Annotated in this window: 20 protein-coding genes and 1 tRNA gene; 10 read left to right on the top strand and 11 right to left on the bottom strand. The window is 63.4% G+C overall.

Annotated elements, in window-relative coordinates; genetic code table 11:
- Window positions 1-81: 81 nt before the first annotated feature.
- Together F3H98_RS16380 and F3H98_RS16375 are read left to right on the top strand one after the other, a co-directional pair.
- Entirely contained in the window at window positions 82-546 is a 465-nt protein-coding gene (locus tag F3H98_RS16380) for a phasin (RefSeq protein WP_149761209.1), read from the top strand.
- 351 nt (window positions 547-897) lie between these two features.
- Window positions 898-974, top strand: a tRNA-His gene (locus tag F3H98_RS16375).
- 22 nt (window positions 975-996) lie between these two features.
- Here the strand turns inward: F3H98_RS16375 and xseA are convergent.
- Together xseA and F3H98_RS16365 are read right to left on the bottom strand one after the other, a co-directional pair.
- Window positions 997-2,637 (bottom strand): exodeoxyribonuclease VII large subunit, encoded by a 1,641-nt coding sequence (gene xseA, locus F3H98_RS16370; protein ID WP_149761208.1) that lies wholly within the window; start codon window positions 2,635-2,637, stop codon window positions 997-999.
- 185 nt (window positions 2,638-2,822) lie between these two features.
- Window positions 2,823-3,779, bottom strand: a complete 957-nt coding sequence (locus F3H98_RS16365) for a LysR substrate-binding domain-containing protein (protein ID WP_149761207.1) — start codon at window positions 3,777-3,779, stop codon at window positions 2,823-2,825.
- A 185-nt stretch (window positions 3,780-3,964) separates the two neighbouring features.
- Between F3H98_RS16365 and F3H98_RS16360 the strand changes: the two genes are divergently transcribed.
- A complete protein-coding gene (locus F3H98_RS16360; protein WP_149761206.1) occupies window positions 3,965-4,255 on the top strand; it encodes a DUF1127 domain-containing protein in 291 nt (96 codons plus the stop codon).
- A gap of 739 nt (window positions 4,256-4,994) precedes the next feature.
- Here the strand turns inward: F3H98_RS16360 and F3H98_RS16355 are convergent.
- The 4 genes from F3H98_RS16355 to F3H98_RS16340 form a co-directional block, all read right to left on the bottom strand.
- The gene (locus F3H98_RS16355) at window positions 4,995-5,891 is read right to left on the bottom strand and encodes a DUF937 domain-containing protein (RefSeq protein ID WP_149761205.1); all 897 of its coding nucleotides are present in this window, start codon (window positions 5,889-5,891) and stop codon (window positions 4,995-4,997) included.
- Window positions 5,892-5,999: 108 nt separating this feature from the next.
- Window positions 6,000-7,373, bottom strand: a complete 1,374-nt coding sequence (locus F3H98_RS16350) for a glutamate--cysteine ligase (protein WP_149761204.1) — start codon at window positions 7,371-7,373, stop codon at window positions 6,000-6,002.
- A 153-nt stretch (window positions 7,374-7,526) separates the two neighbouring features.
- On the bottom strand, window positions 7,527-8,261 hold the full coding sequence (locus tag F3H98_RS16345) for a 16S rRNA (uracil(1498)-N(3))-methyltransferase (RefSeq protein ID WP_149761203.1): 735 nt from the start codon (window positions 8,259-8,261) through the stop codon (window positions 7,527-7,529).
- 71 nt (window positions 8,262-8,332) lie between these two features.
- Window positions 8,333-8,983 (bottom strand): hypothetical protein, encoded by a 651-nt coding sequence (locus F3H98_RS16340; protein WP_149761202.1) that lies wholly within the window; start codon window positions 8,981-8,983, stop codon window positions 8,333-8,335.
- 72 nt (window positions 8,984-9,055) lie between these two features.
- On the opposite strand from F3H98_RS16340, the gene F3H98_RS16335 reads away from it, so the two are divergent.
- Window positions 9,056-9,814: a type 1 glutamine amidotransferase gene (locus tag F3H98_RS16335; protein WP_149761201.1), complete on the top strand. Its 759-nt coding sequence runs from the start codon at window positions 9,056-9,058 to the stop codon at window positions 9,812-9,814.
- A gap of 269 nt (window positions 9,815-10,083) precedes the next feature.
- A complete protein-coding gene (locus F3H98_RS31105) occupies window positions 10,084-10,224 on the top strand; it encodes a hypothetical protein (protein WP_188130444.1) in 141 nt (46 codons plus the stop codon).
- Between the two features lie 261 nt (window positions 10,225-10,485).
- On the opposite strand, the gene F3H98_RS16330 is transcribed toward F3H98_RS31105, so the two are convergent.
- Genes F3H98_RS16330 through F3H98_RS16315 form a run of 4 tightly spaced genes read right to left on the bottom strand, consistent with a single transcriptional unit; the run spans window position 10,486 to window position 14,045 of the window.
- Window positions 10,486-11,235, bottom strand: a complete 750-nt coding sequence (locus tag F3H98_RS16330) for a metallophosphoesterase (RefSeq protein WP_149761200.1) — start codon at window positions 11,233-11,235, stop codon at window positions 10,486-10,488.
- A 3-nt stretch (window positions 11,236-11,238) separates the two neighbouring features.
- Entirely contained in the window at window positions 11,239-12,399 is a 1,161-nt protein-coding gene (locus F3H98_RS16325) for an alpha-hydroxy acid oxidase (RefSeq protein WP_149761199.1), read from the bottom strand.
- A gap of 23 nt (window positions 12,400-12,422) precedes the next feature.
- Window positions 12,423-13,211, bottom strand: a complete 789-nt coding sequence (locus tag F3H98_RS16320; protein ID WP_149761198.1) for a (Fe-S)-binding protein — start codon at window positions 13,209-13,211, stop codon at window positions 12,423-12,425.
- Window positions 13,212-13,226: 15 nt separating this feature from the next.
- The gene (locus F3H98_RS16315) at window positions 13,227-14,045 is read right to left on the bottom strand and encodes an FCD domain-containing protein (RefSeq protein WP_149761197.1); all 819 of its coding nucleotides are present in this window, start codon (window positions 14,043-14,045) and stop codon (window positions 13,227-13,229) included.
- 206 nt (window positions 14,046-14,251) lie between these two features.
- On the opposite strand from F3H98_RS16315, the gene F3H98_RS16310 reads away from it, so the two are divergent.
- The 5 genes from F3H98_RS16310 to glcF all read left to right on the top strand — a co-directional run bounded on the left by F3H98_RS16310 (window position 14,252) and on the right by glcF (window position 20,921).
- On the top strand, window positions 14,252-15,568 hold the full coding sequence (locus tag F3H98_RS16310; RefSeq protein ID WP_149761196.1) for a DUF3422 family protein: 1,317 nt from the start codon (window positions 14,252-14,254) through the stop codon (window positions 15,566-15,568).
- Between the two features lie 80 nt (window positions 15,569-15,648).
- Complete coding sequence (locus F3H98_RS16305; RefSeq protein ID WP_149761195.1) at window positions 15,649-17,145, top strand: FAD-linked oxidase C-terminal domain-containing protein; 1,497 nt, start codon at window positions 15,649-15,651, stop codon at window positions 17,143-17,145.
- Window positions 17,146-17,765: 620 nt separating this feature from the next.
- Entirely contained in the window at window positions 17,766-18,236 is a 471-nt protein-coding gene (locus tag F3H98_RS16295) for an endonuclease domain-containing protein (protein ID WP_149761262.1), read from the top strand.
- Window positions 18,237-18,342: 106 nt separating this feature from the next.
- Entirely contained in the window at window positions 18,343-19,578 is a 1,236-nt protein-coding gene (glcE, locus tag F3H98_RS16290; protein ID WP_149761194.1) for a glycolate oxidase subunit GlcE, read from the top strand.
- An 11-nt stretch (window positions 19,579-19,589) separates the two neighbouring features.
- Window positions 19,590-20,921 carry a glycolate oxidase subunit GlcF gene (glcF, locus tag F3H98_RS16285; RefSeq protein ID WP_149761193.1) on the top strand — a complete coding sequence of 444 codons (1,332 nt, stop codon included), beginning with the start codon at window positions 19,590-19,592 and terminating at the stop codon, window positions 20,919-20,921.
- On the opposite strand, the gene F3H98_RS16280 is transcribed toward glcF, so the two are convergent.
- A complete protein-coding gene (locus F3H98_RS16280) occupies window positions 20,922-21,851 on the bottom strand; it encodes a bifunctional 5,10-methylenetetrahydrofolate dehydrogenase/5,10-methenyltetrahydrofolate cyclohydrolase (RefSeq protein ID WP_149761192.1) in 930 nt (309 codons plus the stop codon). It lies immediately after the preceding gene.
- Between the last annotated feature and the right edge of the window lie 135 nt (window positions 21,852-21,986).

Raw genomic sequence — 21,986 nt, 5'->3', positions numbered from 1 at the left:
ACAAAACTCTCGTTTATGGTCGGGGGGCAGAAAATAAAGGGGCATGGGAAAGAAACCATAGCCAAACGGAAGGATAGGAAAATGTCCAAGACCGCCACCAAGACCTCCGAGACTGCAGAAGCCATCGAATTCCCCGCATTTGACCCCAGCAAGGCCACCGATCAGCTCCGCTCTTTCGCCGAAAAGGGCGTCGAGCAGTCCAAGGAAGCCTACGATAAGCTGAAGACCGGCGCCGAAGAGGCCCAGAAAGCCATCGAATCGACCTTCGAGACCGCCAAGTCGGTGGGCAGCGAACTGTCGCTGAAGACCATCGCGGCTCTTCGCGCCAATGCCGAAGCCAATTTCTCGCATCTCGAAGCGCTCGTCGGCGTCAAGTCGCTGTCGGAGCTCGTCGAACTGCAGACCGCGTTCCTGCGCAAGCGTGTCGAAATGACCGTCGAGCAGACCAAGGAACTGCAGAGCCTGACCACCAAGGCGGCAACCGACGTCTCCAAGCCGGTCAAGGACGCTTTCGAAAAGGCCTTCAAGGACCTGAAAGTCGCCTGATTCGAACCGAATGCCCGGAAGGCGAAATCCTCCTCCCTTCGCCTGACGGACAGGCCAGCACCTCCTCCCGCTGGCTGGACATGGAAAAAGGCCGGATCCTCCCCCGGCCTTTTTCTTTTCGCCGCAGGAACCGCATTGGCCCGACTTCTGCAGCCTACAGCGCCGCGCGTCTTTTCAGACGCGTAAAAGGTCGCTGCAGCACTTGGAAATGGCTGCATGATTTTGCCCTCAAGATCGATTGAGATCTAAGGAATTACGCAGCAGGCGAACAGATTGTCGCGCCTGCCTGCCATCGGTCTTGAAAAGCGCATCGTTTCTCCGTAAAGGACGCTTCGTCAGACGCTGGCACGTGCGGTTGTAGCTCAGCTGGTTAGAGCGCCGGATTGTGGATCCGGAGGTCGCTGGTTCGATCCCAGCCAACCGTACCATTTCACCGATACAGTTTCGAACTCAGAACAAATCGCCCTGGCTGCCGGTTTCCCTCGGCTTCGGCTGGGTTTTCTGCGCCGGTTTCGTGCGCCCGTCGCCACCGGTGGCGATCGCCCCCGCCGTGCCGTCGGCGAATCGCAGGCTGAGCGCTTCGCCGGGTTTCATCTCGGCGGCGCGCTTGATCAGCGCCCCCGAAGAATCGAGCACCAGCGCGTAGCCGCGTTCCAGAATTGCCTGTTCGGAAAGTTTCAGCGTCGAAAGCAGCCGGTCTGATTGGGTGAGGCGGGCGCGCAGCCGTTCGAGGCGAACCAAAACTGTCTGGTCCTTGCGGCGCGCGGCAAGCACCAGGCGGTTACGTGCCGATTGCGCCGTCCGCAACAGTGGCTGGATGCTGACGCGCGCCTGGGCATTCGCGAAGCGGCGTTTCTTGTGTTCCAGCGATGCGCTGGCGCATTTCGGCAGCTGCTCGGAGGCACGCCGGAATTTTGCCCGGCGCTCGCGGGCGATGGCGCGCAATGCGGCCTGCGCCCTGAGCACGTCGCGGTCGGTCAGTTTGCGCCATTCGTCGATGCGGCGCGACAAGGTCGCCGGCGACAGCTTGATGCCGGCAAGGCGCGCCCGCTTGCGCTCGGTGCTGACGGTGAGCCCGCGTCCGAGCCGGCTGGTCACCTCGTCGAAATGCCGCCGGGGCAGGGCCAGAAGCTGGTCGGCCGAAGGCAGCGCGCGTGACGCAGCCCGCAAGGTCTGCCTTCGCCGGGCGATCGAGCGCGTCATGCAGGCCCTGAGCCGCGCCGCAAGGCTGGCCAGCGTGGCTTCCAGTTCGGCTTTCACCGGAACCGCGATTTCGGCAGCACCCGTCGGCGTCGGTGCGCGGACATCGGCGACGAGGTCGATCAGCGTCCAGTCCGTTTCGTGCCCGACCGCAGAGATCACCGGGATTTTCGAAGCGGCGACGGCCCTTGCCAGCGTCTCGTCGTTGAACCCCCAAAGGTCTTCGAGGCTGCCGCCGCCACGCGCCACAATCAGAAGGTCGGGACGCCTGACCCCATCGCCGACGCCCAGCGCGTTGAAGCCGTTGACCGCGGCCGTGACTTCCGCGCCCGCCGTTTCGCCTTGCACGCGCACAGGCCAGACGATGACGTGAAGCGGAAAACGATCGGTGATGCGATGCAGGATGTCGCGGATGACCGCGCCCGTGGGCGAGGTGATGACGCCGATGGTTTTTGGCATGTAGGGCAGGGGCCGCTTGCGGTCCCGCTCGAACAGCCCTTCAGCCGCGAGCCGCCGCTTGCGTTCCTCCAGAAGCGCCATCAGCGCGCCGGCGCCGGCCGGCTCCAAATTGTCGATGACGATCTGGTAGTTGGACTTGCCGGGATAGGTGGTCAGCCTGCCGGTGGCGATGACCTCCATGCCCTCTTCGGGACGGAATTTGAGCCGGCTCATCGTGGTTTTCCACACCACGGCATCCAGCTTCGCGCGGTCGTCCTTCAGCGCGAAATAGGCGTGCCCGGAAGAGTGCGGGCCGCGATAACCGGAGATTTCGCCGCGCACCCGCACATTGCCGAAGGCATCCTCGACCGTGCGTTTCAGCGCGCCGGAAATCTCGCTCACCGTGTATTCGGTGGCGTTGGTTTTCGAATCGGCAGTGAAAATGTCGCTCATCGCCGGATTGGTGCGCTTCGGCTGCCACAGGTCAAGGGTTTCGCTCCCTGCGCGTTAGAGCAGTTCCGGTTCTTTCAGAACCGGTAACTCGCTCTAACTATTTGTTTGCCGCATTTATGCGGACGCCAAATGATTCCATTGGCTGCAAAATGCTCTAAACGCCCCGAACTTGCTTGCCTCTGTCGCTACCAGCCCGGCATGACATGGCTCGGCTTCAGCCGCCGGCCGCGCAAGGCATTCAATGCCGCGAAATCGAAGCTGCCGGTGTCTTCCGCCATCGGCACCGAGATGTTGTCCAGGCTTTCGGTTATGTGGCGGGCCAATGCATCGACGATCTCTGGCTTGGTCGAATGGCCGCGCATGATGCCGATCTTGATGTCGGGCAGGGGGCCGAAGCCGTCGGCTTCGCCAAGCACGCGCATGCCGGGGCGCAACGCGCACTCGGGCAACACCGAGATGGCCAGCCCCGACATCACCGCCGCGATGATGACGGTCGCCGACCAACTGGTGAACAGGATGCGGTATTCGCGGTTCATCGCGTCAAGCGCATCGCAGGCATGGCGGCGCCACTGGCAGGTCGGCCGGCCAAAAGCCAGCGGCAGCGAATCCTGCTCGTGCGTGGCATGGTTGGCAGAAGTGACCCACAGCAGCGGCTCGCGCCGCACCACTTCCGACTGGCTGCGCACATCGTCATGCGTCACCAGCGCCAGGTCGAGATTGCCGCGCTTGATGTGCTCGACCAGATTGAAGGTCGGCTCGCAGACGACCGAAAGTTCGACGCGCGGGTTCGATCTAGAGAACCGCGCCATGATCTCGGGCAGGAAGCGGTCGGCGTAGTCGTCGGGGGTGCCGATGCGGATATGTCCCTCCAGACTGGAATCGTCGAAGGCGGCCAGCGTCTCCCGGTTCAGCCGGATCATGCGCCGCGCATAGGAGAGCAGTTTTTCGCCTTCCTCGCTCAGCCGGTTGGTGCGGCCGTCCTTTTCGAACAGCGGCTTGCCGATGCGCTCCTCCAGACGGCGCATCTGCATGGACACGGCGGACTGCGTGCGGTGCACCTCGTCGGCGGCCTTGGTGAAGCTGCCGGTGTCGGCAATCTGGATGAACGTCTGCAACTGGTCGAGATCGAGCGGGGCGGCCATGATTTCAATCCATCATCGTCGTTGATGCTAAAGATTAAAAACATTCGTTAGACTAATCAATAGCACTTTGGCATTCTCCGACCGTCCACAAGACGCGTGTGAAATCGAGCTGGAACGGCTGCATCCTCCCGGGCGCCGCTCCAGTAGGTTCGCCTGCGTCCGGCCTGATGAAAAGGAGAACGGCCATGACCACGCTCGACCACAGCACCACGGCGATCCATTCCGCGACGCGCCCGGCTCTCGTGACGCGTGCGAAAAATGCCGTATCGACCTTTTACCGTTCGTGGAAAAATCGACGCGAGTTCTATCACCTCGGCAATATGTCGGATGCCGAACTCGCCGATATCGGCCTGACCCGAGCAGACCTCCACGTCGCGGTCAGGTCGCCCTTCGATTTCGACCCGACCGGGCAACTCAACGCATTGGCGCAGGCGCGCGCCGAAGCCGGCGAAGACGCTGCTCGCCGGGTCTGCTGAATACTGCAGGCGTTCCCCCACACTCCCCACCGGTTCCCGCCGGTTGCCTGCACTCCTGCCCGGCCTCATCGAGGCCGGGCTTTTTCTTTCATCCCGGGGAAGGCGACCGGATTCCTACAACGCGTCGCGCCGAATTAGGCGCCGCCCGCCGCTTCGCCAGCTAAACGACGTTTATGCCCGTTAATCCCGTTTTCCACAGGGGCGTCGGGCTTGGCGTCACGCAAAGCCTGTCATAACGTTGGGTCAACTTAAGTCCCTTGATTGACCCGGACTGGTCGACGGATCGAAATCTTGGGGTAGCTTGAGGCCCGCGCCGGACAGGCGAGCAGGCGGCTTCGGTCGCATGCGAGAATGTTCGGGGACCCACGGGGAGCCATCGAAGACGGTTGCAAACGTGATCGATGGACCGATGCTGCCATGAAAGCCGGACAATGCTTTCGATGGTGCGCTGAGCGAAGCCTTCACAGGTTGCGCGGGCGCGGTCTGAAACGGACGTATCTCAAAAGGAAACGAACGGGTCGGGCCGTCAACATCAGGGCCATTTCGGTGGACTTGAATTGACAGGGAGGCGCTGGGAGAAATCCCGGCGCTTTCTCCTTTTGGCGCTGGAGCATTTTGCAGCCAAATGGAATCATTTTGCGTCCGCATAAATGCGGCAAAACAAATAGTTAGAGCGAGTTACCAGTTCTGAAGGAACCCGGAACCGCTGTATGCGCGCGGCGGGCTTGCCCGCGCCGCCTTACCGGTACCGGTCCATGCCCTTCGTGAACTGGTCGAAGATCGATTCCATGCCTTTCTGGTAATCGTCGCGCTGCTGGCGTCCGGTCTCGAACATCTTGCCGAACAGATCGTCATAGGGGTTGCCGGGTCGGCCGGATGGATTGGCGCGCGGCTGCGGCGCCGGCTCGGGTTCGGGCTGGCCGCGGCCCTGGCCTGCGCCCAGCATCTCTTCGAAAATCTTGCCGAGCGGATTGTCGCCATAGGGATTTTGCGGAGCCTGCTGGCGCGATTGCGGCTGCTGCTGTTGGGCAGCGCCTCCGCCGAACATGTCTTGCAGAACCTTGCCGAATGGATTGTCGAACGGGTTCGCCGGCTGTTGCGGCGCCTGCCTCGGCTGCGGCTGGCCGCCGGCCATTCCGCCTTGCCGCATCATTTGCTCGATGATCTCCTGCAGCGGGTTGCCGCCCGCGCCGAAGCCGCCGGCGGCCTGCATCTGCCCGGTCGATTGTTTGAACAGGCCGCCCATCACCATCGACGCGATGACCGGCAGCATCTGCTGCAGCACCTGAGTGCCGATACCCGTGGCTTGTGCCGCCTGGCTGGCAACGGCGCGTGAAAGCTCCTTTGAGCCGAAAAGGTGGCCGAGAATGCCGTTGCCTTCTTCGACGCCCTGCTGGGTGAACGCCTTCGACGCATCCTCGAAATATTTGGCGTGCTGGCCGCTCGCCATCGCCGTCATGAACGAGCCGAGCCCATAGGGATCGGCGGTGTTGCGCTTCAGTCCCTGGCTGAAGGCCGGCAGCAGCGCCTCGACCGCAAGTTGTGCCTGCTGTTGCGAAAGATTGAACTGCCTGGCCAGCATCTCGATGCCGTTGCCATTCTGAGCATTCGCCAGCATGTCGAAAAGTGGAAGCATCACAGTTCCTCCTCGTAAGCCGTATCCGGTTGGGGGGAACCTAACCCAAAGCGTGGCGTCCGCCTATGGGGTTGCTTTCATGCCGTAAGATGCGCGAGCAGGCATTCCTCAATAAGCGTATTCCAGGAACACCGGCTCGATCGAACCGCCCCAGCGCGTGTGGAAGGCGTTGCGCATTTCTTCGGCGCTCGTGGTGCCTCGCGCCACAACCTCTTCGAGCGGCGCGAGGAAGCTGGTCTCGTCGTAGCCGTCGCGGTTGAGGCGCGCGCGGTTCTTGAGGCCGGTGCGAGAGATCGCCAGAACCTCCCGGGAAATATCACGCAGATTGCCATTGCGGAACGGCGCGCCGATGCCGGCCGCGGGCACCGCATTACGCATTGCCAAAACTTCGTCGTAGCTCCAGTCGGCGGTCAGTGTCTCGGCGGCGTCGAGCGCCTCGTCATCGTAGAGAAGCCCGACCCAGAATGCCGGAAGAGCGCAGATGCGCCGCCAGGGTCCGCCATCGGCGCCGCGCATTTCGAGGAAGCGCTTCATCCGGACATCGGGGAAAAGCGTCGACAGGTGGTTTGCCCAGTCGCCTATCGTCGGCACGCCCTGCGGCACCGAATTGCGCAGCGCCCCATCCATGAACTGACGGAAGGTGACATGGGTGACGTCGTGGTAGTGTCCGTCGCGGATGACAAAATACATAGGCACGTCGAGCGCCCATTCGACATAATCGGCGAAGCCGAATTCCGGCGAGAAACAGAATTCGAGCAGGCCGGAGCGCTGGTTGTCGGTGTCGCGCCAGATTTCACCGCGCCAGCTCTGCAATCCGTTCGGGCGGCCTTCGGTGAACGGCGAATTGGCGAACAGCGCGGTCGACAGCGGCTGCAGCTTCAGCGAAACCTGCATCTTGCGGCGCATGTCGGCTTCGGAGGCGAAATCGAGATTCACCTGGATCGTACAGGTGCGGTACATCATGTCGAGGCCGAGCTTGCCGACCTTCGGCATGTAGCGCGTCATGATCTCGTAGCGCGATTTCGGCATTTTCGGCGTTTCGGCGAGCGTCCATTTCGGGCTGCCGCCGAGACCCAGGAAGCGGATGCCGAGGGGTTCTGCTATCTCGCGCAACTGGGCAAGATGGGCATTGCCCTCGCGGCACGTCTGGTGGATCGTCTCCAGCGGTGCGCCGGAAAGCTCGAACTGGCCGCCGGGCTCCAGCGAGATGGCGCCCTGGCCGGTCGGTTCGACCAGCCCGATGATGCGGCTGTCGTCGACGATGGGATCCCAGCCCAGCGTGCGTTGCATGCCTTCCAGCAGCGCACGGATGCCGCGGTCGCCGCCGTAAGGCACGGGGCTGTTGCCGTCGATGTAGAAGGGGAATTTCTCGTGCTCGGTGCCGATCCGCCACTTGTCCTTGGGCTTGTTGCCTTCGGCAAGATAGCCGACGAGCTCGTCGATGCTCTCGACGGGCCGGAAATCGGTCGTGTCACGCGCCATGAAATCCTCCGGCCGCCAGAATGGTGGCGTGAGATGGACGAAATGTCAGTAGCCAATCAAGCAAAAAATCCTGATCGAGGCTTCAACAAGGATTGATCTGCCTTGACCCACCGAAGAGTCGGGCTGCCGGGCTCGCCGGACGCGTCAGCAAAATCACCAATCCCCGATCGTCGCCTGGATGACAGCGAGCGCGGCAACCGCCGCGGTGTCGGCGCGCAGGATGCGGGGGCCGAGCGGAATCGGCGTCACGAAGGGCAGCGCGCGCAGCTGTCGTCTCTCGTCTTCCGAAAAACCGCCTTCCGGACCGATCAGCAGGCCGAGCCTGCGGCTGGGAATTGTTTTCAGGATCGGCGCGGGATTGTTGGTTTCAGCGCTTTCGTCGCAGAAGATCAGCTGCCGGCCGGGTTCCCATTCCCAAAGCACGCGGTCGAGCTTGACCACCTCGGCAACCCGCGGGATGGCCAGGATGCCGCATTGCTCGGCTGCTTCGATGACGTTTGCACGCAGCCGGTCGATGCCGACCGTTGACATTTGCGTGTGCTGCGTGATCACCGGCTGCAGCAGGCCGGCGCCCATCTCGACCGCCTTCTGCACGAGATAGTCGAGCCGCCCCTGCTTCAACGGCGCGAAACAATAGACGAGATCGGGGTGCTCGGGCTGGATGCGGGTCTGCGTCACCGGGGCGAGCGTCACACGCTTCTTCGCCACGGTGGCGACCTGCGCCAGCCATTCGCCGTCGCGGCCGTTGAAGAGAAGCAATTGCGCGCCCTCGCCGAGCCTCAGCACATTGGCGAGATAATGACTCTGTTGGGTATCGGCCTCGATTTCGAGGCCCTGGGCGAGATCGTGCGGCACGAAAAGCCGCTGCATCCGGTAGTTTGCGCGCATGGTCTGGAGACATGCTTGAGGCGCTGCGTCCGGTCAATACCCTCCTTCGAGGAGGCGCCGCAATTGCCCCGCTACCTGCCGGCCGTCGAATGCCATTCCGGCCGATAGCCGGCCGTGAGTACGGCGACGGTCGTGGCGGGCGTGATCAACAAGATTCGGTCGGTGGGCAGGGACTCAGTCGCGACCGGCGCGCCGTAGCCTGCAAAACTCCAGGGCAAAGCCATACCATCCTTCAGCGCGCAGGCTTGTTTTCCGGCGGCCACCATCGCGCCGTCTGGCAGACCGGCAAGATCGCCGATGGTCAGCGGCTTGCCCGTGCCGCCGCCGGACGCCCACCGCTCCTTGTGCAGGCGCCTGTCGATCTGCGGCGCCCGCGGCTCGGCGATACCGAACGCATGGCCGAACCGCGCGGCGAAATCCCTGGCCCTTTCGCGCTGGCAGAAGAAGCAGGGCCGGTGGCCAGCCGATAGTGCGGTCACCTCGTCCATGAAAAACAGCTCGGTCCAGCCTGGCTTGCCGCCTGGCCGGTTGCGGCCCATCGGCTCGCGCTTGCGGCTCCCGAATTCGCAGACGCAGATGATCCAGGCTCGCAAGGCCCAGCGCTTCCTGAGCAGCGTTTTCGTCTCCGGGTCGTGGATGATGCCGCGATTGCCGAGGAACATGCCGCGTTCCGGCACCGCATGGATCTGGCCGAAGGGGTCGACGCGGTTCTGAAGTGGCATAGAGCTTCCTTCTTGGCTGGAAAACGGCCTTCATGATACTGCTCGCCGGCCCCTTTTCATGTCAGGAGTGTCATGCGGGTTCTTGTTGTCCAGAATTTCGACGGTACCTTGCTCGGCCAGGTCGGGGTCGCACTCGAGGAAGTAGGCGCCGAGATAGACGTGCGCACCGCGCATCGCGGCGGCCTGTTGCCGCAAACCGCCCACGAGCACGACGCGCTTGTCGTGCTGGGCGGTGGCCAAAACGCGCTCGACGACGCGAATTACCCTTACATTCCAGCGCTGCTCGAATTGATGCGCGGTTATGTCGAAGCCGACAAGGCCGTGCTTGGCATTTGCCTCGGCAGCCAACTGTTGGCGCGTGCCTACGGTGGAAAAAACCAGATCGGCGGCGCCGAGGAGTTCGGCTGGTGCCGCGTCGCCCCGACGTCTGAGGCCGCGGGAGATCCGGTGCTTGGCGGTGTGCCCGAGGAGTTTCCGATCTTCCAGTGGCACGACGACACGTTCAGCCTGCCCGACGGCGCGGTACGGCTCGCCGGCAGTGCTGTCGCAGACAACCAGGCTTTTCGGGTCGGTCGCGCCGGCTACGGCATCCAGTTCCATTTCGAGGCCGACCGCACCCTGGTGCGTCACTGGAACGAGACATTCGCGCAGATGATCGCCAACCGCCACCCTGAATGGATTGCGGCGTTCGAGGATGAGGCAACCCGACACGGGCCCGTCGCCGACGCCATTGGCCTGGCGCTCGCCAGGGCCTGGGTGGCGACGATCCACCCGGCCCGGGCAAATGCTGCCGCGCCAGTTTCGAAGCTGGCTGTTTCAGCCGGTTTGTAGGGCCGAAAAGCCGCGCTGTGGGTTGCAAACGCGGTGCGTTCTCCGGGGCGTTCGAAGCCCTCGGGGATGCCGCAGCGTGGCATAAAAATCACGCCGGCGATTTGATGTGGAACACCGCCTATTCGACGCTGGCTTTCCGCCATGGCGGCGCATAGAAGGGCGCCGCTTCAGGGCGTGCAACCAATTCCCTCCCTATCCCGTTGCTTGTGTCGAAGCGAAACCGATTCGTAACCGTGTTCGTGTAAGAAGTTCAGGAAGCCGAAACCGAGATGACCCCCTTGCGAGCCACGCTCCTGTCCTTTTTCATGCTCTTCGCCATCACGGCCTGGGGTGTCGCGATCTACACCGCCGATGCTGCCACCGGGCATACCGTCGTCGATGGCTACGGCGTCACGGCGCTGACGCGCTAGAGACTTCACCCGCATTTGTGCGACGCCAGGTGAATCCACCTGGCTGCAAAAAAATGCTACAGCGCGTCGCGCCGAATGGGATTCGGCGGCCGCGCAGTAGCTTCTCAGTTGTGCATGTCGTTTCTCCCGAAACCGAGGACACTTTCGGGCGACATGCGTTAGAGCAGTTCCGGTTCTTTCAGAACCGGTAACTCGCTCTAACTATTTGTTTTGCCGCATTTATGCGGACGCCAAATGATTCCATTTTGGCTGCAAAATGCTCTAGGCATCGCCCACCACTGCCAGAATCTGCTTTTCGGGCCCGTCGATGACGAGCGCCGACAGCCGGCCGGATTTCCACGCGCCAGTGTCCAAATTCACCCTGTTGGCCAACACCTCCACATCGGCCTCGGGCGTATGGCCGTGCACGATCACCTTCGGGTGCAGGCCGGAATAATTGAGAAAATCCCAGCGGATCCAGATCAGGTCGTCCGGGTCCTGGTCGTCGAGCGCAATGCCGGGTTTGATACCGGCATGGCAGAAGAAGAAATCCCCGAAGGACAGGTGGCGGCCGAGGCCGCGATAGAACGCGAAATGGCTGTCCGGGACCGCATCAAGCAAGGCAGCATGGCCTTCGCGCAGGCCGCCAGGTGTCCAGAAATCGATCGCGACGCCGTAGGAACGAGCGGTTTCGCCGCCGCCATTGTGGGCGAACAAGCCTTCTGCGCTCGGTCGCGCCAGGAACTCGAGGAAACCGATTTCATGATTGCCGGCAATGGTCTGCATGCGGCTGTCAGCCTTGCCCGCCGCGATCAGGAAATCGGCAACGCCTTTTGAGTCTGGTCCGCGGTCAACATAGTCGCCGAGATGGATGACGCGCCAGTCGCGGTGCGGATGATGCGAAAGGTCCTCGGCGATCGCCTCATGCATCTTGCGCAACAGGTCGAGGCGGCCATGGACGTCGCCTATCGCGTAGATGCGGATGCCTTCAGGGCCCTTCGCGTCGAGGAAATGGACGCCTTGATCGGTCAATCTCTATGCCACGGCTTCTCTTGCAACGGTTCTGTACAATAGATCAGGCCCGACATCCTGAATGTTGCGTTTCCCACACAGCGCCAGGGTGATGTCGAGCTCCTTTCGGATGATTTCCAGGGCCAGCGTGACGCCCTCCTTGCCCAGCGCGCCGAGCCCGTAGAGGAACGGCCGCCCGATATAGGTACCCCGGGCGCCGAGGCAGAGTGCTTTCAGCACATCCTGGCCGGAGCGGATGCCGCCGTCCAGATGCACTTCCAGCCTGTCGCCCACCGCCTCGACGATTTCCGGCAGTACCGAGATGGACGAAGGCGCGCCGTCGAGCTGGCGGCCGCCATGATTTGAGACAATGATCGCGTCGGCGCCGGTCTTCAGCGCCATCAATGCGTCCTCCTTGTCGAGGATGCCCTTCAGGATCAGCTTGCCGCCCCAGCGTTCCTTGATCCATGCGACATCATCCCACGACAGCCGCGGGTCGAACTGTTCATTCGTCCACGCCGAAAGCGACGACAGGTCGCCGACCCCCTTGGCGTGGCCGACGATGTTGCGGAATGTCCGCCGGCTGGTGCCTAGCATGCCGAGGCACCAGCGCGGCCGCGTCGCCATCTGGTAGATGTGCTTCGGCGTGAATTTGGGCGGCGCCGACAGGCCGTTGCGCAAATCTTTATGGCGCTGGCCGAGGATCTGCAGGTCGAGCGTCAGCACCAGCGCCGAGCAGCCGGCGGCCTTGGCCCGATCGATAAGGTTCAACACGAAATCGCGGTCGCGCATCACATAGAGCTGGAACCAGAACGGCTTTTTCGTCACCGAGGCGATGTCCTCGATCGAGCAGATGCTCATCGTCGAAAGAGTGAACGGCACGCCGAACTCTTCCGCGGCCCGGGCCGCCAGCATCTCGCCGTCGGCGTGCTGCATGCCGGTGAGGCCTGTCGGCGCCAGGGCCACCGGCATTGTCACCTCCTGGCCGATCATCGTCGACGCCAGCGAGCGGTCCGTGATGTCGACCAGCACGCGCTGCCGCAGTTTGATCTTGGCGAAATCCTCCTCGTTCGCCCGGTAGGTGCTCTCCGTCCAGGCGCCCGAATTGGCATAGTCGAAGAACATCTTCGGCACGCGCCGCTCGGCCAGCTTCTTCAGGTCGTTGATTTCCAGTATCGCGCCCATCGTTTTCCCTAAAAGCTCTTTGTTCATTGGTCCCCGGCGGGAGCGGCGTTCCGCGAGCCCGCGCGGACGCCAATGGGTGGCAGGTCCGCCATGCCGGCGAGCACTTCGGCCACGTGCCGCACCGCGATCGTGGAGCCCTGCCGTTTCAGCTTACCGGCCATGCCCATCATGCAGCCGAGATCCGAGGAGAGCAGGAGTTCAGCCCCGGAAGCCTCGATGTCAGCTGCATGGCGCTTGCTGATCGTGTCGGCGAGCGCCCGGTACTTCATCGGAAAACCACCACCCAGGCCACAGCAGGCGTCAGGGCTGCCAATGTCGATCAGCGTCAGGCCTTCGACCGAGGCGAGCAGCGTGCGTGGCGATGCGTCGATACCCGAGGCATCCGGCAGGCAGCTATGATAAGCGGCGGTCGCCTCGGTTTTCGCGGCCACGGCGCTCAATCCACGCACATCGACCAGGAAGCGTGTCAATTCGTATACCTTTGCGGAGAACGCTTCGGCGCGCTGCTCCCATTCCACATCGCCCTTGAACAGGCCGGGGTAGTGCTTCTTCAGCATGCCGGCACAGGAGCCGGACGGCGCCACCACATAGTCGAATTCCTCGAATGCCTGGATGGTGCTTTCAGCGATGGCGCGGGCGTCGGCACGGTCGCCGGATTTGTAGGCCGGCTGGCCGCAGCAGGTCTGCGTCATCGGCACATCAACGGTGCAGCCTGCTTCTTCCAGCAGCTTGGCCGAGGCGAAGCCCACGGAGGGCCGGAACAGGTCGACCAGGCAGGTCACGAACAGGCCGACGTTCGGTTTGTCACTCATGGCTTGATCACGCCGTCACCTTGCCGGTTCTTCATTTCCGCCGTCCGGCACCTTTCCACCGGCGTTATCCAGACGCTGCCGCAGTCTCAGGCGCGACACACGTTGCCAGTCTCCGGTGCGCTCGGCGTCGGTCATTGCCTGCGCGACGAAGTCGATATGGGCCATCGCGGCCTCGCGCGCGCCCGTGGAATCGCCTTCCGTCACCGCCTTGTGGATCGCCCGGTGCTGCTCGAGCAACCTCTCGCGCGCGCCCGGCAGATTGTAGACCAGCAGCCTGTTGTGGAAGACCCCATCCGACAGCAACCGGTAACAGGAGCGCAGCGTGTGCAAAAGGATGATGTTGTGAGCGCATTCGCCGACCGCGCTGTGGAATTCGACGTCGATGGCCGCTTCGTCCGCGAAATCGCCGCCCCGGTGCGCCGTTTCCATGCGCTGCATGATCTCATTCAGCATGGCGCGGTCGTCGGCGGTTGCCCGCCGCGCCGCGTAATCGGCGGCGATACCCTCGATCTCGCGCCGATACTCCATGTAGTCGGCCGCCGCCTTCCTGTGCGTGGCGATCAGGTCCATCACGGGCTTCGAAAAAACCTGGCCGATGACATCGGCGACGAAGGTGCCGCCGCCATGCCGTGAGACCAGCAGGCCGCGTGCTTCCAGAACCTTGAGGGCGTCGCGAAGGATCGGCCGCGACACTTCGAACTGCGGCGCCAGTTCGCGCTCGCCCGGCAGCCGATCGCCAACACGCAGCACGCCTTCCAGAATAAGGCTCTCGATCTGCTGCACCACTTCGTCGGCGGTGCGCGAATGTTCTATCCTGGAGTAGATCTCGCCCAATGCGATCCCCGGCGGCGACTGAATTGTTTCAATTTAGGAGCAAGCCGGGCAACTGGTCAAATTATTTATCCAATCTCGTGTTGGTTGCTTATCCCGGTTATGTTGCAATGCAAAAATAAACTATGCTGCGCTGCGACAAAGATGTCCGATGCGTCGGGAATTCGAATGGCATATTGATTTCTGACGACAGCGCGGAGCGCGATGCGATGAACGACGAGGCGGTGAAGCAAGAGCCAGGCCAGTGGCTTGCCGGCACGGTGCTCGGCATGCCGTCGCACGAGGCGTTGCCGGCGGCGATCGGCGAGGTTCATGCGCGGCCGTCGCCGCTGATCGAAGCGCCGCGGCTGTTGCTGCAGCTCTCCTTCATGACCGAAAGCGGTTCGACGCTTGATCAGGCGGCGCTTGCAGACCTGTCGCGGCGGCTGGGCATCGCGGCGCCCGACCGCCACGCCCGCCACCACGCGATGAAGTGGGGCAAGGGTTCGCTGTCGTGGGAACGCCATACCGAATTCTCTACCTATCTCTGGGATTGCCCTGCTGACGCGCGCACCGGCAGGCCGCTCGACGACTCGCCGTTCGGTAATGGCTTCAGCCCGCCCGGCAAGGTGATTTCGGGCGTCAAACTGGATATCCGCAAATGGACGCCCCAGAACGAACGGCTGATTGCCGGGTTCGATGCGGCCAGCCTCTGTTATTCGTTGGTGGAGAACGGCAAGGCCGCCGCGGTGACCGATTTCCGCCAGGATGGCGACGGGCTGACCCGCATTCTCATCCTTGACGGAGGCTTGTCGCCGGCGCGAACCGGCGCGCTGTCACAGCGGCTGATCGAGATCGAGACCTATCGCACGCTGGCCATGCTGGGCCTGCCGCTGGCGCAGTCGCTTTCGCCGCGCATGCGCCGCATCGAAGACCGGCTGGCCGCACTCACCGGCGAAATGCGCGCCAGCGACCATCGCGACAGCCAGGAGCTTCTGGCCGAACTCACCGACCTTGCCGCCGAACTCGAGGCAGATGCGGCTGCCAGTCTTTACCGGTTCGGCGCCAGCCGCGCCTATCACGGCATTGTCGAGGAGCGGCTGGAGGCGCTGGGCGAGATCGCGGTTCCCGGCTACGACACCTGGAGCGCATTCCTGCAGCGACGTGTCGCGCCGGCGATGCGCACCTGCCGTTCGATCGAGGCGCGGCAAGACAGCCTGTCCGAAAAGCTCGCCCGCGCGGCCACCTTGCTGCGCACCTGGGTGGATGTCGATGTGGAACGGCAGAATCGCGACGTGCTCGCCTCCATGAACAACCGCGCCCGCCTGCAGCTGCGCCTGCAGCAGACTGTGGAAGGCCTGTCGGTCGCCGCCGTGTCCTATTACGTGGTGGGGCTGATCGGTTACCTCGCCAAGGGCTCGGCGATGTTCGGCGAGCCGGTCAAACCGGAAACAGTCACCGCCATTTCAGTGCCCTTCGCGGTGCTGGCGATCTGGTGGCTCGTCCGTCGCATCCGCCGTTCGCATCGCGACGAAGCCGGCAAATAGAGGCTTGTCCTAAGGTTTCGCTTGCGCCAAATTGCCCAACTGGTAAATGAATTTTACCAGTCTGGTGCGGAGATGGCGCGATGTCGGGACTGACGATGCCGAAAGCCGATGCGGCGACACTGGCGCGCCGCGCCGAGATCGTTGGCGACATGCGCATCATCGTACCGGGCGAGGGCGTCGTCGATGCGGTCAATTCGATGCGCGCTTTCGAAAGCGATGGCCTCACCGCCTACCGCCAGCTGCCGCTGGTCGTGGTGCTGCCGGAAACCGTGCAGCAGGTTTCGCGCATCCTGAAATATTGCAATGAGCGCAACATCAAGGTTGTGCCGCGCGGCTCCGGCACTTCGCTCTCCGGTGGCGCGCTACCGCTGGAAGACGCAGTTCTTCTGGTGATGAGCCGTTTCAACCGTATCCTCGACATCGATTTCGCCAACCGCGCCGCGGTCGTGCAGCCGGGCGTGACCAATCTCGGCATCACCAACGCGGTCGAGCAGGAGGGCTTCTATTATGCCCCCGATCCATCCTCCCAGATCGCCTGTTCGATCGGCGGCAATGTCGCGGAGAATTCAGGTGGCGTGCACTGCCTGAAGTATGGCCTCACCGCCAACAATGTGCTCGGCATCGAGATGGTGCTGATGGACGGCGAGGTGGTGCGCCTCGGCGGCAAGCATCTGGACAGCGAAGGCTACGACCTGCTTGGCGTCATGAGCGGCTCGGAAGGGCTGCTTGGCGTCGTCACCGAGGTGACGGTGCGTATTTTGCAGAAGCCGGAGACGGCGCGTGCGCTGCTGATCGGTTTCCCGTCGAGCGAAGAGGCTGGCCAGTGCGTCGCCGACATCATCGGCGCCGGCATCATTCCGGGCGGCATGGAGATGATGGACAGGCCGGCAATCCATGCGGCGGAGGATTTTGTCCATGCTGGCTATCCACTGGATTGCGAGGCGCTGCTGATCGTCGAGCTGGACGGTTGCGGCGACGAGGTCGACCACCTGATCGGAGCTGTAGAGGCTATCGCGCTGAAGAACGGATCGACCGTCTGCCGCGTATCGCAGTCGGAGCAGGAGCGGCTGGTTTTCTGGGCGGGCCGCAAGGCGGCGTTTCCGGCGGTCGGGCGCATTTCGCCGGATTACTACTGCATGGACGGCACCATCCCGCGCAAGGAACTGCCAAAGGTGCTCGCCGGCATGCGCGAACTGTCTGAGAAATACGGGTTGCGTGTCGCCAACGTCTTCCACGCCGGCGACGGCAATCTGCATCCGCTGATCCTCTACGATGCCAACGTGCCCGGCGAACTGGAAAAGGCCGAAGAGTTCGGTTCCGACATCCTGCGGCTCTGCGTCAAGGTTGGCGGCGTGCTGACCGGCGAACACGGCGTCGGCGTCGAGAAACGCGACCTGATGCCCGAAATGTTCAACGAGATCGATCTCGACCAGCAGATGCGGGTGAAGTGCGCTTTCGATCCCAACCATCTGCTCAACCCAGGAAAGGTGTTTCCGCAGCTTCGGCGCTGCGCGGAACTCGGCCGCATGCACATCCACAACGGCAAACTGCCGTTTCCCGACATTCCGAGGTTTTGAGAGGAATGCTCTTCAAGCAGGCCACCCTCGACGGCATTTTGCGCGGCGACATCACGCTTGCCTTCCGCCGCTGGAAACGGCCGACGGTGAAGCCCGGCGGCCGTGTCCGCACCGCTGCCGGCGTCGTTCGCATCGGCGCCATTGAGACAGCTGACGCCGCCGCGTTGACGGAAGAGGATGCGCAGGCGTCCGGCTTCGCGACGCTTGCCGCCTTGCAGAAGATGCTGGGGGTCGAAAACGGCGATCCCGTGTATCGCATCGGCCTTGCCGGCATCGAGGCCGACGAGCGCGTCAGCAAACGTGAGATGGTGGAGCTCTCCGAGGTTGAATGGCGCGATATCCAGGCGCGGTTCGCGCGCTGGGAGAAATCCGCGCCGGGCTATTTCCCGGCCATCCTGAAGACGGTCGCCGAAAAACCGGCTGTCGCCGCAGCAATCCTGGCGGCGGCGCTCGATGTCGAGAAGCTCCGGTTCAAGCAGGATGTGCGCAAGCTGAAGGAACTCGGCCTGACCGAAAGTCTGGAAGTGGGGTATCGGCTCTCGCCAAGGGGCGAGGTGGTGTTGAAGCGGTTGGGGACGCCCCAGGACTTGGGTTCCTCGCCCCCGCGAAGCGGGGGAGAGGTGGCTCGGGCGAAGCCCGAGACGGAGAGGGGGGCTGCTGATTTCCAAAGCCGTCGCTCACCGGGAAAGATCGCGCGCGCTCGGGAGTTGCGCCGAGGCGACAATATAGCCGAAGCCACTCTGTGGAATGAACTGAAGGCCAAACGGCTAGGCGGTTACAAATTCGTGCGACAGGTGCCGATTGGACCCTATTTCGCGGATTTTGTGTGCCGGAGCGGTAAGCTGGTTGTCGAGTTGGATGGCAGTCAACACGCCGAGAGCGCCTACGACCGAAAGCGGGACGAATTCATGCGGGGCGCAGGTTTCTCAGTCTTGCGGTTTTGGAGTTCTGATGCACTGAAGCACATGGGAAGCGTTTGTGAGACCATCCTGGCTGTCTTGGATGGTCGACTGAGCGAGGATGTCGTCACAGCTGATCTGCGGTTTGTTTTCGCGAGATCAAGAAAAAATCCCGAGAGCGTCGCTCGATGATCGCCCCCTCTCCGTCTCGCCCTTCGGGCTCGCCACCTCTCCCCCGCCTTCGGCAGGGGCGAGGAACCACTGCCGCGATCTGGGCGCCTCTCCCTGCTTTGCACTCATGACCACCTTCGCCCCAACCTCGGCTGCCGAGACCCTCACCGCGGTGCAGTGGGCGCTGGCCGAGGACCAGCCGCTGGAAATCCTCGGCCACGGCTCCAAGCGCGGCATCGGCCAGCCGGTACAGGCAGCGCACACGCTCGACCTCTCCGGTCTCTCCGGCGTCACGCTCTACGAGCCGGAGGAACTGGTGCTTTCGGCGAAGGCCGGCACGCCGCTGGCCGGTATCGAAAAACTGCTCGGTGAGCACAAGCAGCAGCTTGCCTTCGAGCCGATGGACTACGGCCCGCTGATGGGTGGCCCGGCGGGACGCGGCACCATCGGCGGCGTGCTGGCGGCCAATCTTTCAGGTCCGCGACGGCTGAAGGCAGGGGCGGCTCGCGATCACATACTGGGCATCGAGGCGGTGTCCGGGCGCGGCGAGGCGTTCAAGTCCGGCGGCCGCGTGGTGAAGAACGTCACCGGCTACGACCTCTCCAAGGCGATGGCCGGCTCCTGGGGAACGCTGGCGGCACTCACCACGGTCACCTTCAAGGTGCTGCCCGCGGCCGAAACCGAAATCACCCTCGTCGTCCGCGGTTTGATGGAAGGCGAGGCAATCTCCGCCATGGCGCTGGCGCTCGGTTCCAGCGCGGAGGTGGCAAGTGCGGCACACTTGCCGGAAAACGTCGTCGGCAGGGTTCTGGATGGTGCGCTGGCTGGTAGTCCGGCGACCTTGCTGCGCCTCGAAGGCTTCGGGCCCTCGGTCGCCTACCGGCTGGCGAAACTGAAAGACCTGCTCAAGGCGGCGCCCGCGCTCGACCGGCTCGAGACGGATCAGTCGCGCAGGCTCTGGCGTGAGATCCGCGACTGCCTGCCTTTCGCCGACGGCAGCGAGCGGCCGGTTTGGCGGGTTTCGATGGCGCCTTCGGACGGGCACAGGATGGTTGCGGCGCTGCGCATGGAAGCCGGCGCTGACGCCTTCTACGACTGGCAGGGCGGCCTGATCTGGCTGCGCATGGAGAGCGATCCGGAGGCCGGAACGGTGCGGGGCCTTGTCAGGAAGTTTGGCGGCGGCCATGCGACGCTGGTTCGCGCCGGCCTGCAGTGGCGGGCCTCGACGCCGGTGTTCGAACCGCAGCCACGGGCGCTTGCCGCACTTTCGCAACGGCTGAAAAGCGAGTTCGATCCGAAGGGTATTTTTAACCCCGGGCGGATGGCGACCGGGCCGGTCGATGCGACGGGCATTTCGGCGTAGGGGCGGATATCATGCAAACCAATTTCACTCCCGCCCAACTGCTCGACCCGCATGTCGCTGAATCGGAAAAGATCCTGCGAAACTGCGTGCATTGCGGCTTCTGCACCGCGACATGCCCGACCTATGTGACGCTCGGCAATGAGCTGGATAGCCCACGCGGGCGCATCTACCTGATCAAGGACATGCTGGAGAACGGCAGGGCGGCCGACAAACAAATCGTCACCCATATCGATCGCTGCCTGTCCTGCCTCGCCTGCATGACCACGTGTCCTTCGGGCGTCAACTACATGCACCTGGTCGACCATGCCCGTGCCCATATCGAAAAGACCTACAAGCGGCCGCTGCCCAATCGCGCCATCCGCGCGTTGCTGGCGTTCGTGTTGCCTTACCCCCGACGCTTCCGGGCGGCGCTGAAACTGGCAAGGCTTGGCCGCCCGTTTGCCGGACTGTTCCGCGCGGTCAAGCCGCTGCAGCCGGTGGCGGCGATGCTCGCGCTGGCGCCGGCCTCGGTGCCGTCGCCGTCGCCGATGGCTTTGCCGGCGGTTCATCGTGCGGTCGCAGGCAAGCGCGAAAAACGCGTCGCCATCCTCACCGGCTGCGCCCAGCCGGTGCTGGAGCCCGGCATCAACGAGGCCGCGATCCGCCTTTTGACGCGGCTCGGCGTCGAGGTGGTTGTGCCACAAGGCGAGGTTTGCTGCGGCTCGCTGGTGCATCACATGGGGCGCGAGGAGGCAGCGCTCCAGGCCGCTCGGCGCAATATCGATGCGTGGACGCGCGAGATGGAGAATGGCAACCTCGATGCCATCGTCGTCACCACCTCGGGCTGCGGCACCACGATCAAGGATTACGGCTTCATGCTGCGGCTCGATCCGGCATATGCCGAAAAGGCCGCGCGTGTCTCAGGGTTGGCCCGGGACGTCACCGAATTCCTGGGTTCGCTCAACCTTCCCGAACCGGCCGAAAAACCCGGCTTGGCCGTCGCCTATCATTCGGCCTGCTCCATGCAGCACGGCCAGAAGATCAAGACCCTGCCGAAGGAATTGCTGGCGAAAGCCGGCTTTGCCGTATCTGAACCACGCGAAGGGCATCTCTGCTGCGGTTCGGCAGGCACCTACAACATCATGCAGCCGGAGATTTCGGCGAAGCTGCGCGACCGCAAGGTGAAGAACATCAAGGCCACCGGCGCCGATGTCGTGGCCACCGGCAATATCGGCTGCATCGCACAGATCGCCGATCGTGCAGGCATGCCGATCGTGCACACGGTAGAACTTCTGGACTGGGCCTATGGCGGCCCGAAGCCGAAGGGCATTGCGGAGGGCAGGTTGGTTGTAGCGGCGGAGTAGCTACTCAGCCGCCAGCCTTCCGCCTGCGTCCGTTGCGCCATAAGTCCTTCGGTAGAGTTCACGCTGCCTGTTCAAGGCCACCATCGTGTTGCGCAGCAGGATCGCCACCGTCACCGGTCCGACGCCGCCCGGCACCGGCGTGATCCACGAAGCCACGTCCTTGACGCTGTCGGTATCGACGTCGCCGACGATGCGGGTCGAGCCGTCCGGCGCGGTTTCTGCGTTGATGCCGATATCGATTACCGCCGCTCCGGGCTTTACCATGTCGGCCTTGATCAGCCGGGGTTTTCCCACCGCGACGAACAGCGCGTCCGCCCGCCTGGCGTGAGCGGCGACAGAGCGTGTCATGTGATGGCAGACGGTCACCGTGGCGCCCTCGCTCATCAAGAGAAAGGCGATCGGCTTGCCGACGATTTCGGAATGGCCGACGACCACCACCTCCAGGCCCTTCAGGTCGAGCCCGGTCTCCTTCAGCAGTTCAACCGAGGCCGCGGCCGTGCAGGGCGCCAGGTCGAGCTGGTTGTAGACGATGTTGCCGATGGAGGCCGGATGCATGCCTTCGACATCCTTCAGCGGATGGATGGCGCTCTGCAACGCCTTGATGGGGATGTGCGCCGGCACTGGACGCTGGATGATTATGCCGGTAACGCGCGGGTCGGCGTTCATGCCGGCGATCGCCGCTTCCAGCTCGCCCGCGGTGACATCGGCCGGAAAACGGCGTTCGTCGAAATCGACCGCCGCCTGTTCCGCCTTGGCGCGCTGGTTGCGCACGTAGACGTCGACCGCATCGACATCTCCGACGGTGATCGACACCAGCCGCGGCGCGAAACCGTCCGCGGCTGCTTCCTCAGCGGCGGTGCGGACTTCGGCAATGATGCGGGCGGCGACCGGGCCGCCCTTGAGATAACGGGTGTCTGCCAGCGCGGGCATAGGCATATTCCTCTTCGGAAACAATGTTTCACAACAAGAATGGCTCTATCTTGCATACCAGACGCAAACGAACAAGGGCAGCACGTTTGCGAACCGTGCTGCCCCTGCCGCGACGTTGAAGCGGTATCTGCTTTT

The organism is Neomesorhizobium albiziae (genome assembly GCF_900114255.1).
Taxonomy (GTDB): domain Bacteria; phylum Pseudomonadota; class Alphaproteobacteria; order Rhizobiales; family Rhizobiaceae; genus Neomesorhizobium; species Neomesorhizobium albiziae.
Note: the sequence above shows the minus strand (reverse complement) of the source record. Positions and strands in the feature narration are given on the sequence as shown.

Bases quoted from the DNA above. Each gene is read 5' to 3' on its own strand.
- F3H98_RS16380 (WP_149761209.1), top strand. From the start codon at position 82: ATGTCCAAGACCGCCACCAAGACCTCCGAGACTGCAGAAGCCATCGAA.
- xseA (WP_149761208.1), bottom strand. From the start codon at position 2,637: ATGAGCGACATTTTCACTGCCGATTCGAAAACCAACGCCACCGAATAC.
- F3H98_RS16365 (WP_149761207.1), bottom strand. From the start codon at position 3,779: ATGGCCGCCCCGCTCGATCTCGACCAGTTGCAGACGTTCATCCAGATT.
- F3H98_RS16360 (WP_149761206.1), top strand. From the start codon at position 3,965: ATGACCACGCTCGACCACAGCACCACGGCGATCCATTCCGCGACGCGC.
- F3H98_RS16355 (WP_149761205.1), bottom strand. From the start codon at position 5,891: ATGCTTCCACTTTTCGACATGCTGGCGAATGCTCAGAATGGCAACGGC.
- F3H98_RS16350 (WP_149761204.1), bottom strand. From the start codon at position 7,373: ATGGCGCGTGACACGACCGATTTCCGGCCCGTCGAGAGCATCGACGAG.
- F3H98_RS16345 (WP_149761203.1), bottom strand. From the start codon at position 8,261: ATGCGCGCAAACTACCGGATGCAGCGGCTTTTCGTGCCGCACGATCTC.
- F3H98_RS16340 (WP_149761202.1), bottom strand. From the start codon at position 8,983: ATGCCACTTCAGAACCGCGTCGACCCCTTCGGCCAGATCCATGCGGTG.
- F3H98_RS16335 (WP_149761201.1), top strand. From the start codon at position 9,056: ATGCGGGTTCTTGTTGTCCAGAATTTCGACGGTACCTTGCTCGGCCAG.
- F3H98_RS31105 (WP_188130444.1), top strand. From the start codon at position 10,084: ATGACCCCCTTGCGAGCCACGCTCCTGTCCTTTTTCATGCTCTTCGCC.
- F3H98_RS16325 (WP_149761199.1), bottom strand. From the start codon at position 12,399: ATGGGCGCGATACTGGAAATCAACGACCTGAAGAAGCTGGCCGAGCGG.
- F3H98_RS16320 (WP_149761198.1), bottom strand. From the start codon at position 13,211: ATGAGTGACAAACCGAACGTCGGCCTGTTCGTGACCTGCCTGGTCGAC.
- F3H98_RS16310 (WP_149761196.1), top strand. From the start codon at position 14,252: ATGAACGACGAGGCGGTGAAGCAAGAGCCAGGCCAGTGGCTTGCCGGC.
- F3H98_RS16305 (WP_149761195.1), top strand. From the start codon at position 15,649: ATGTCGGGACTGACGATGCCGAAAGCCGATGCGGCGACACTGGCGCGC.
- glcE (WP_149761194.1), top strand. From the start codon at position 18,343: ATGACCACCTTCGCCCCAACCTCGGCTGCCGAGACCCTCACCGCGGTG.
- glcF (WP_149761193.1), top strand. From the start codon at position 19,590: ATGCAAACCAATTTCACTCCCGCCCAACTGCTCGACCCGCATGTCGCT.
- F3H98_RS16280 (WP_149761192.1), bottom strand. From the start codon at position 21,851: ATGCCCGCGCTGGCAGACACCCGTTATCTCAAGGGCGGCCCGGTCGCC.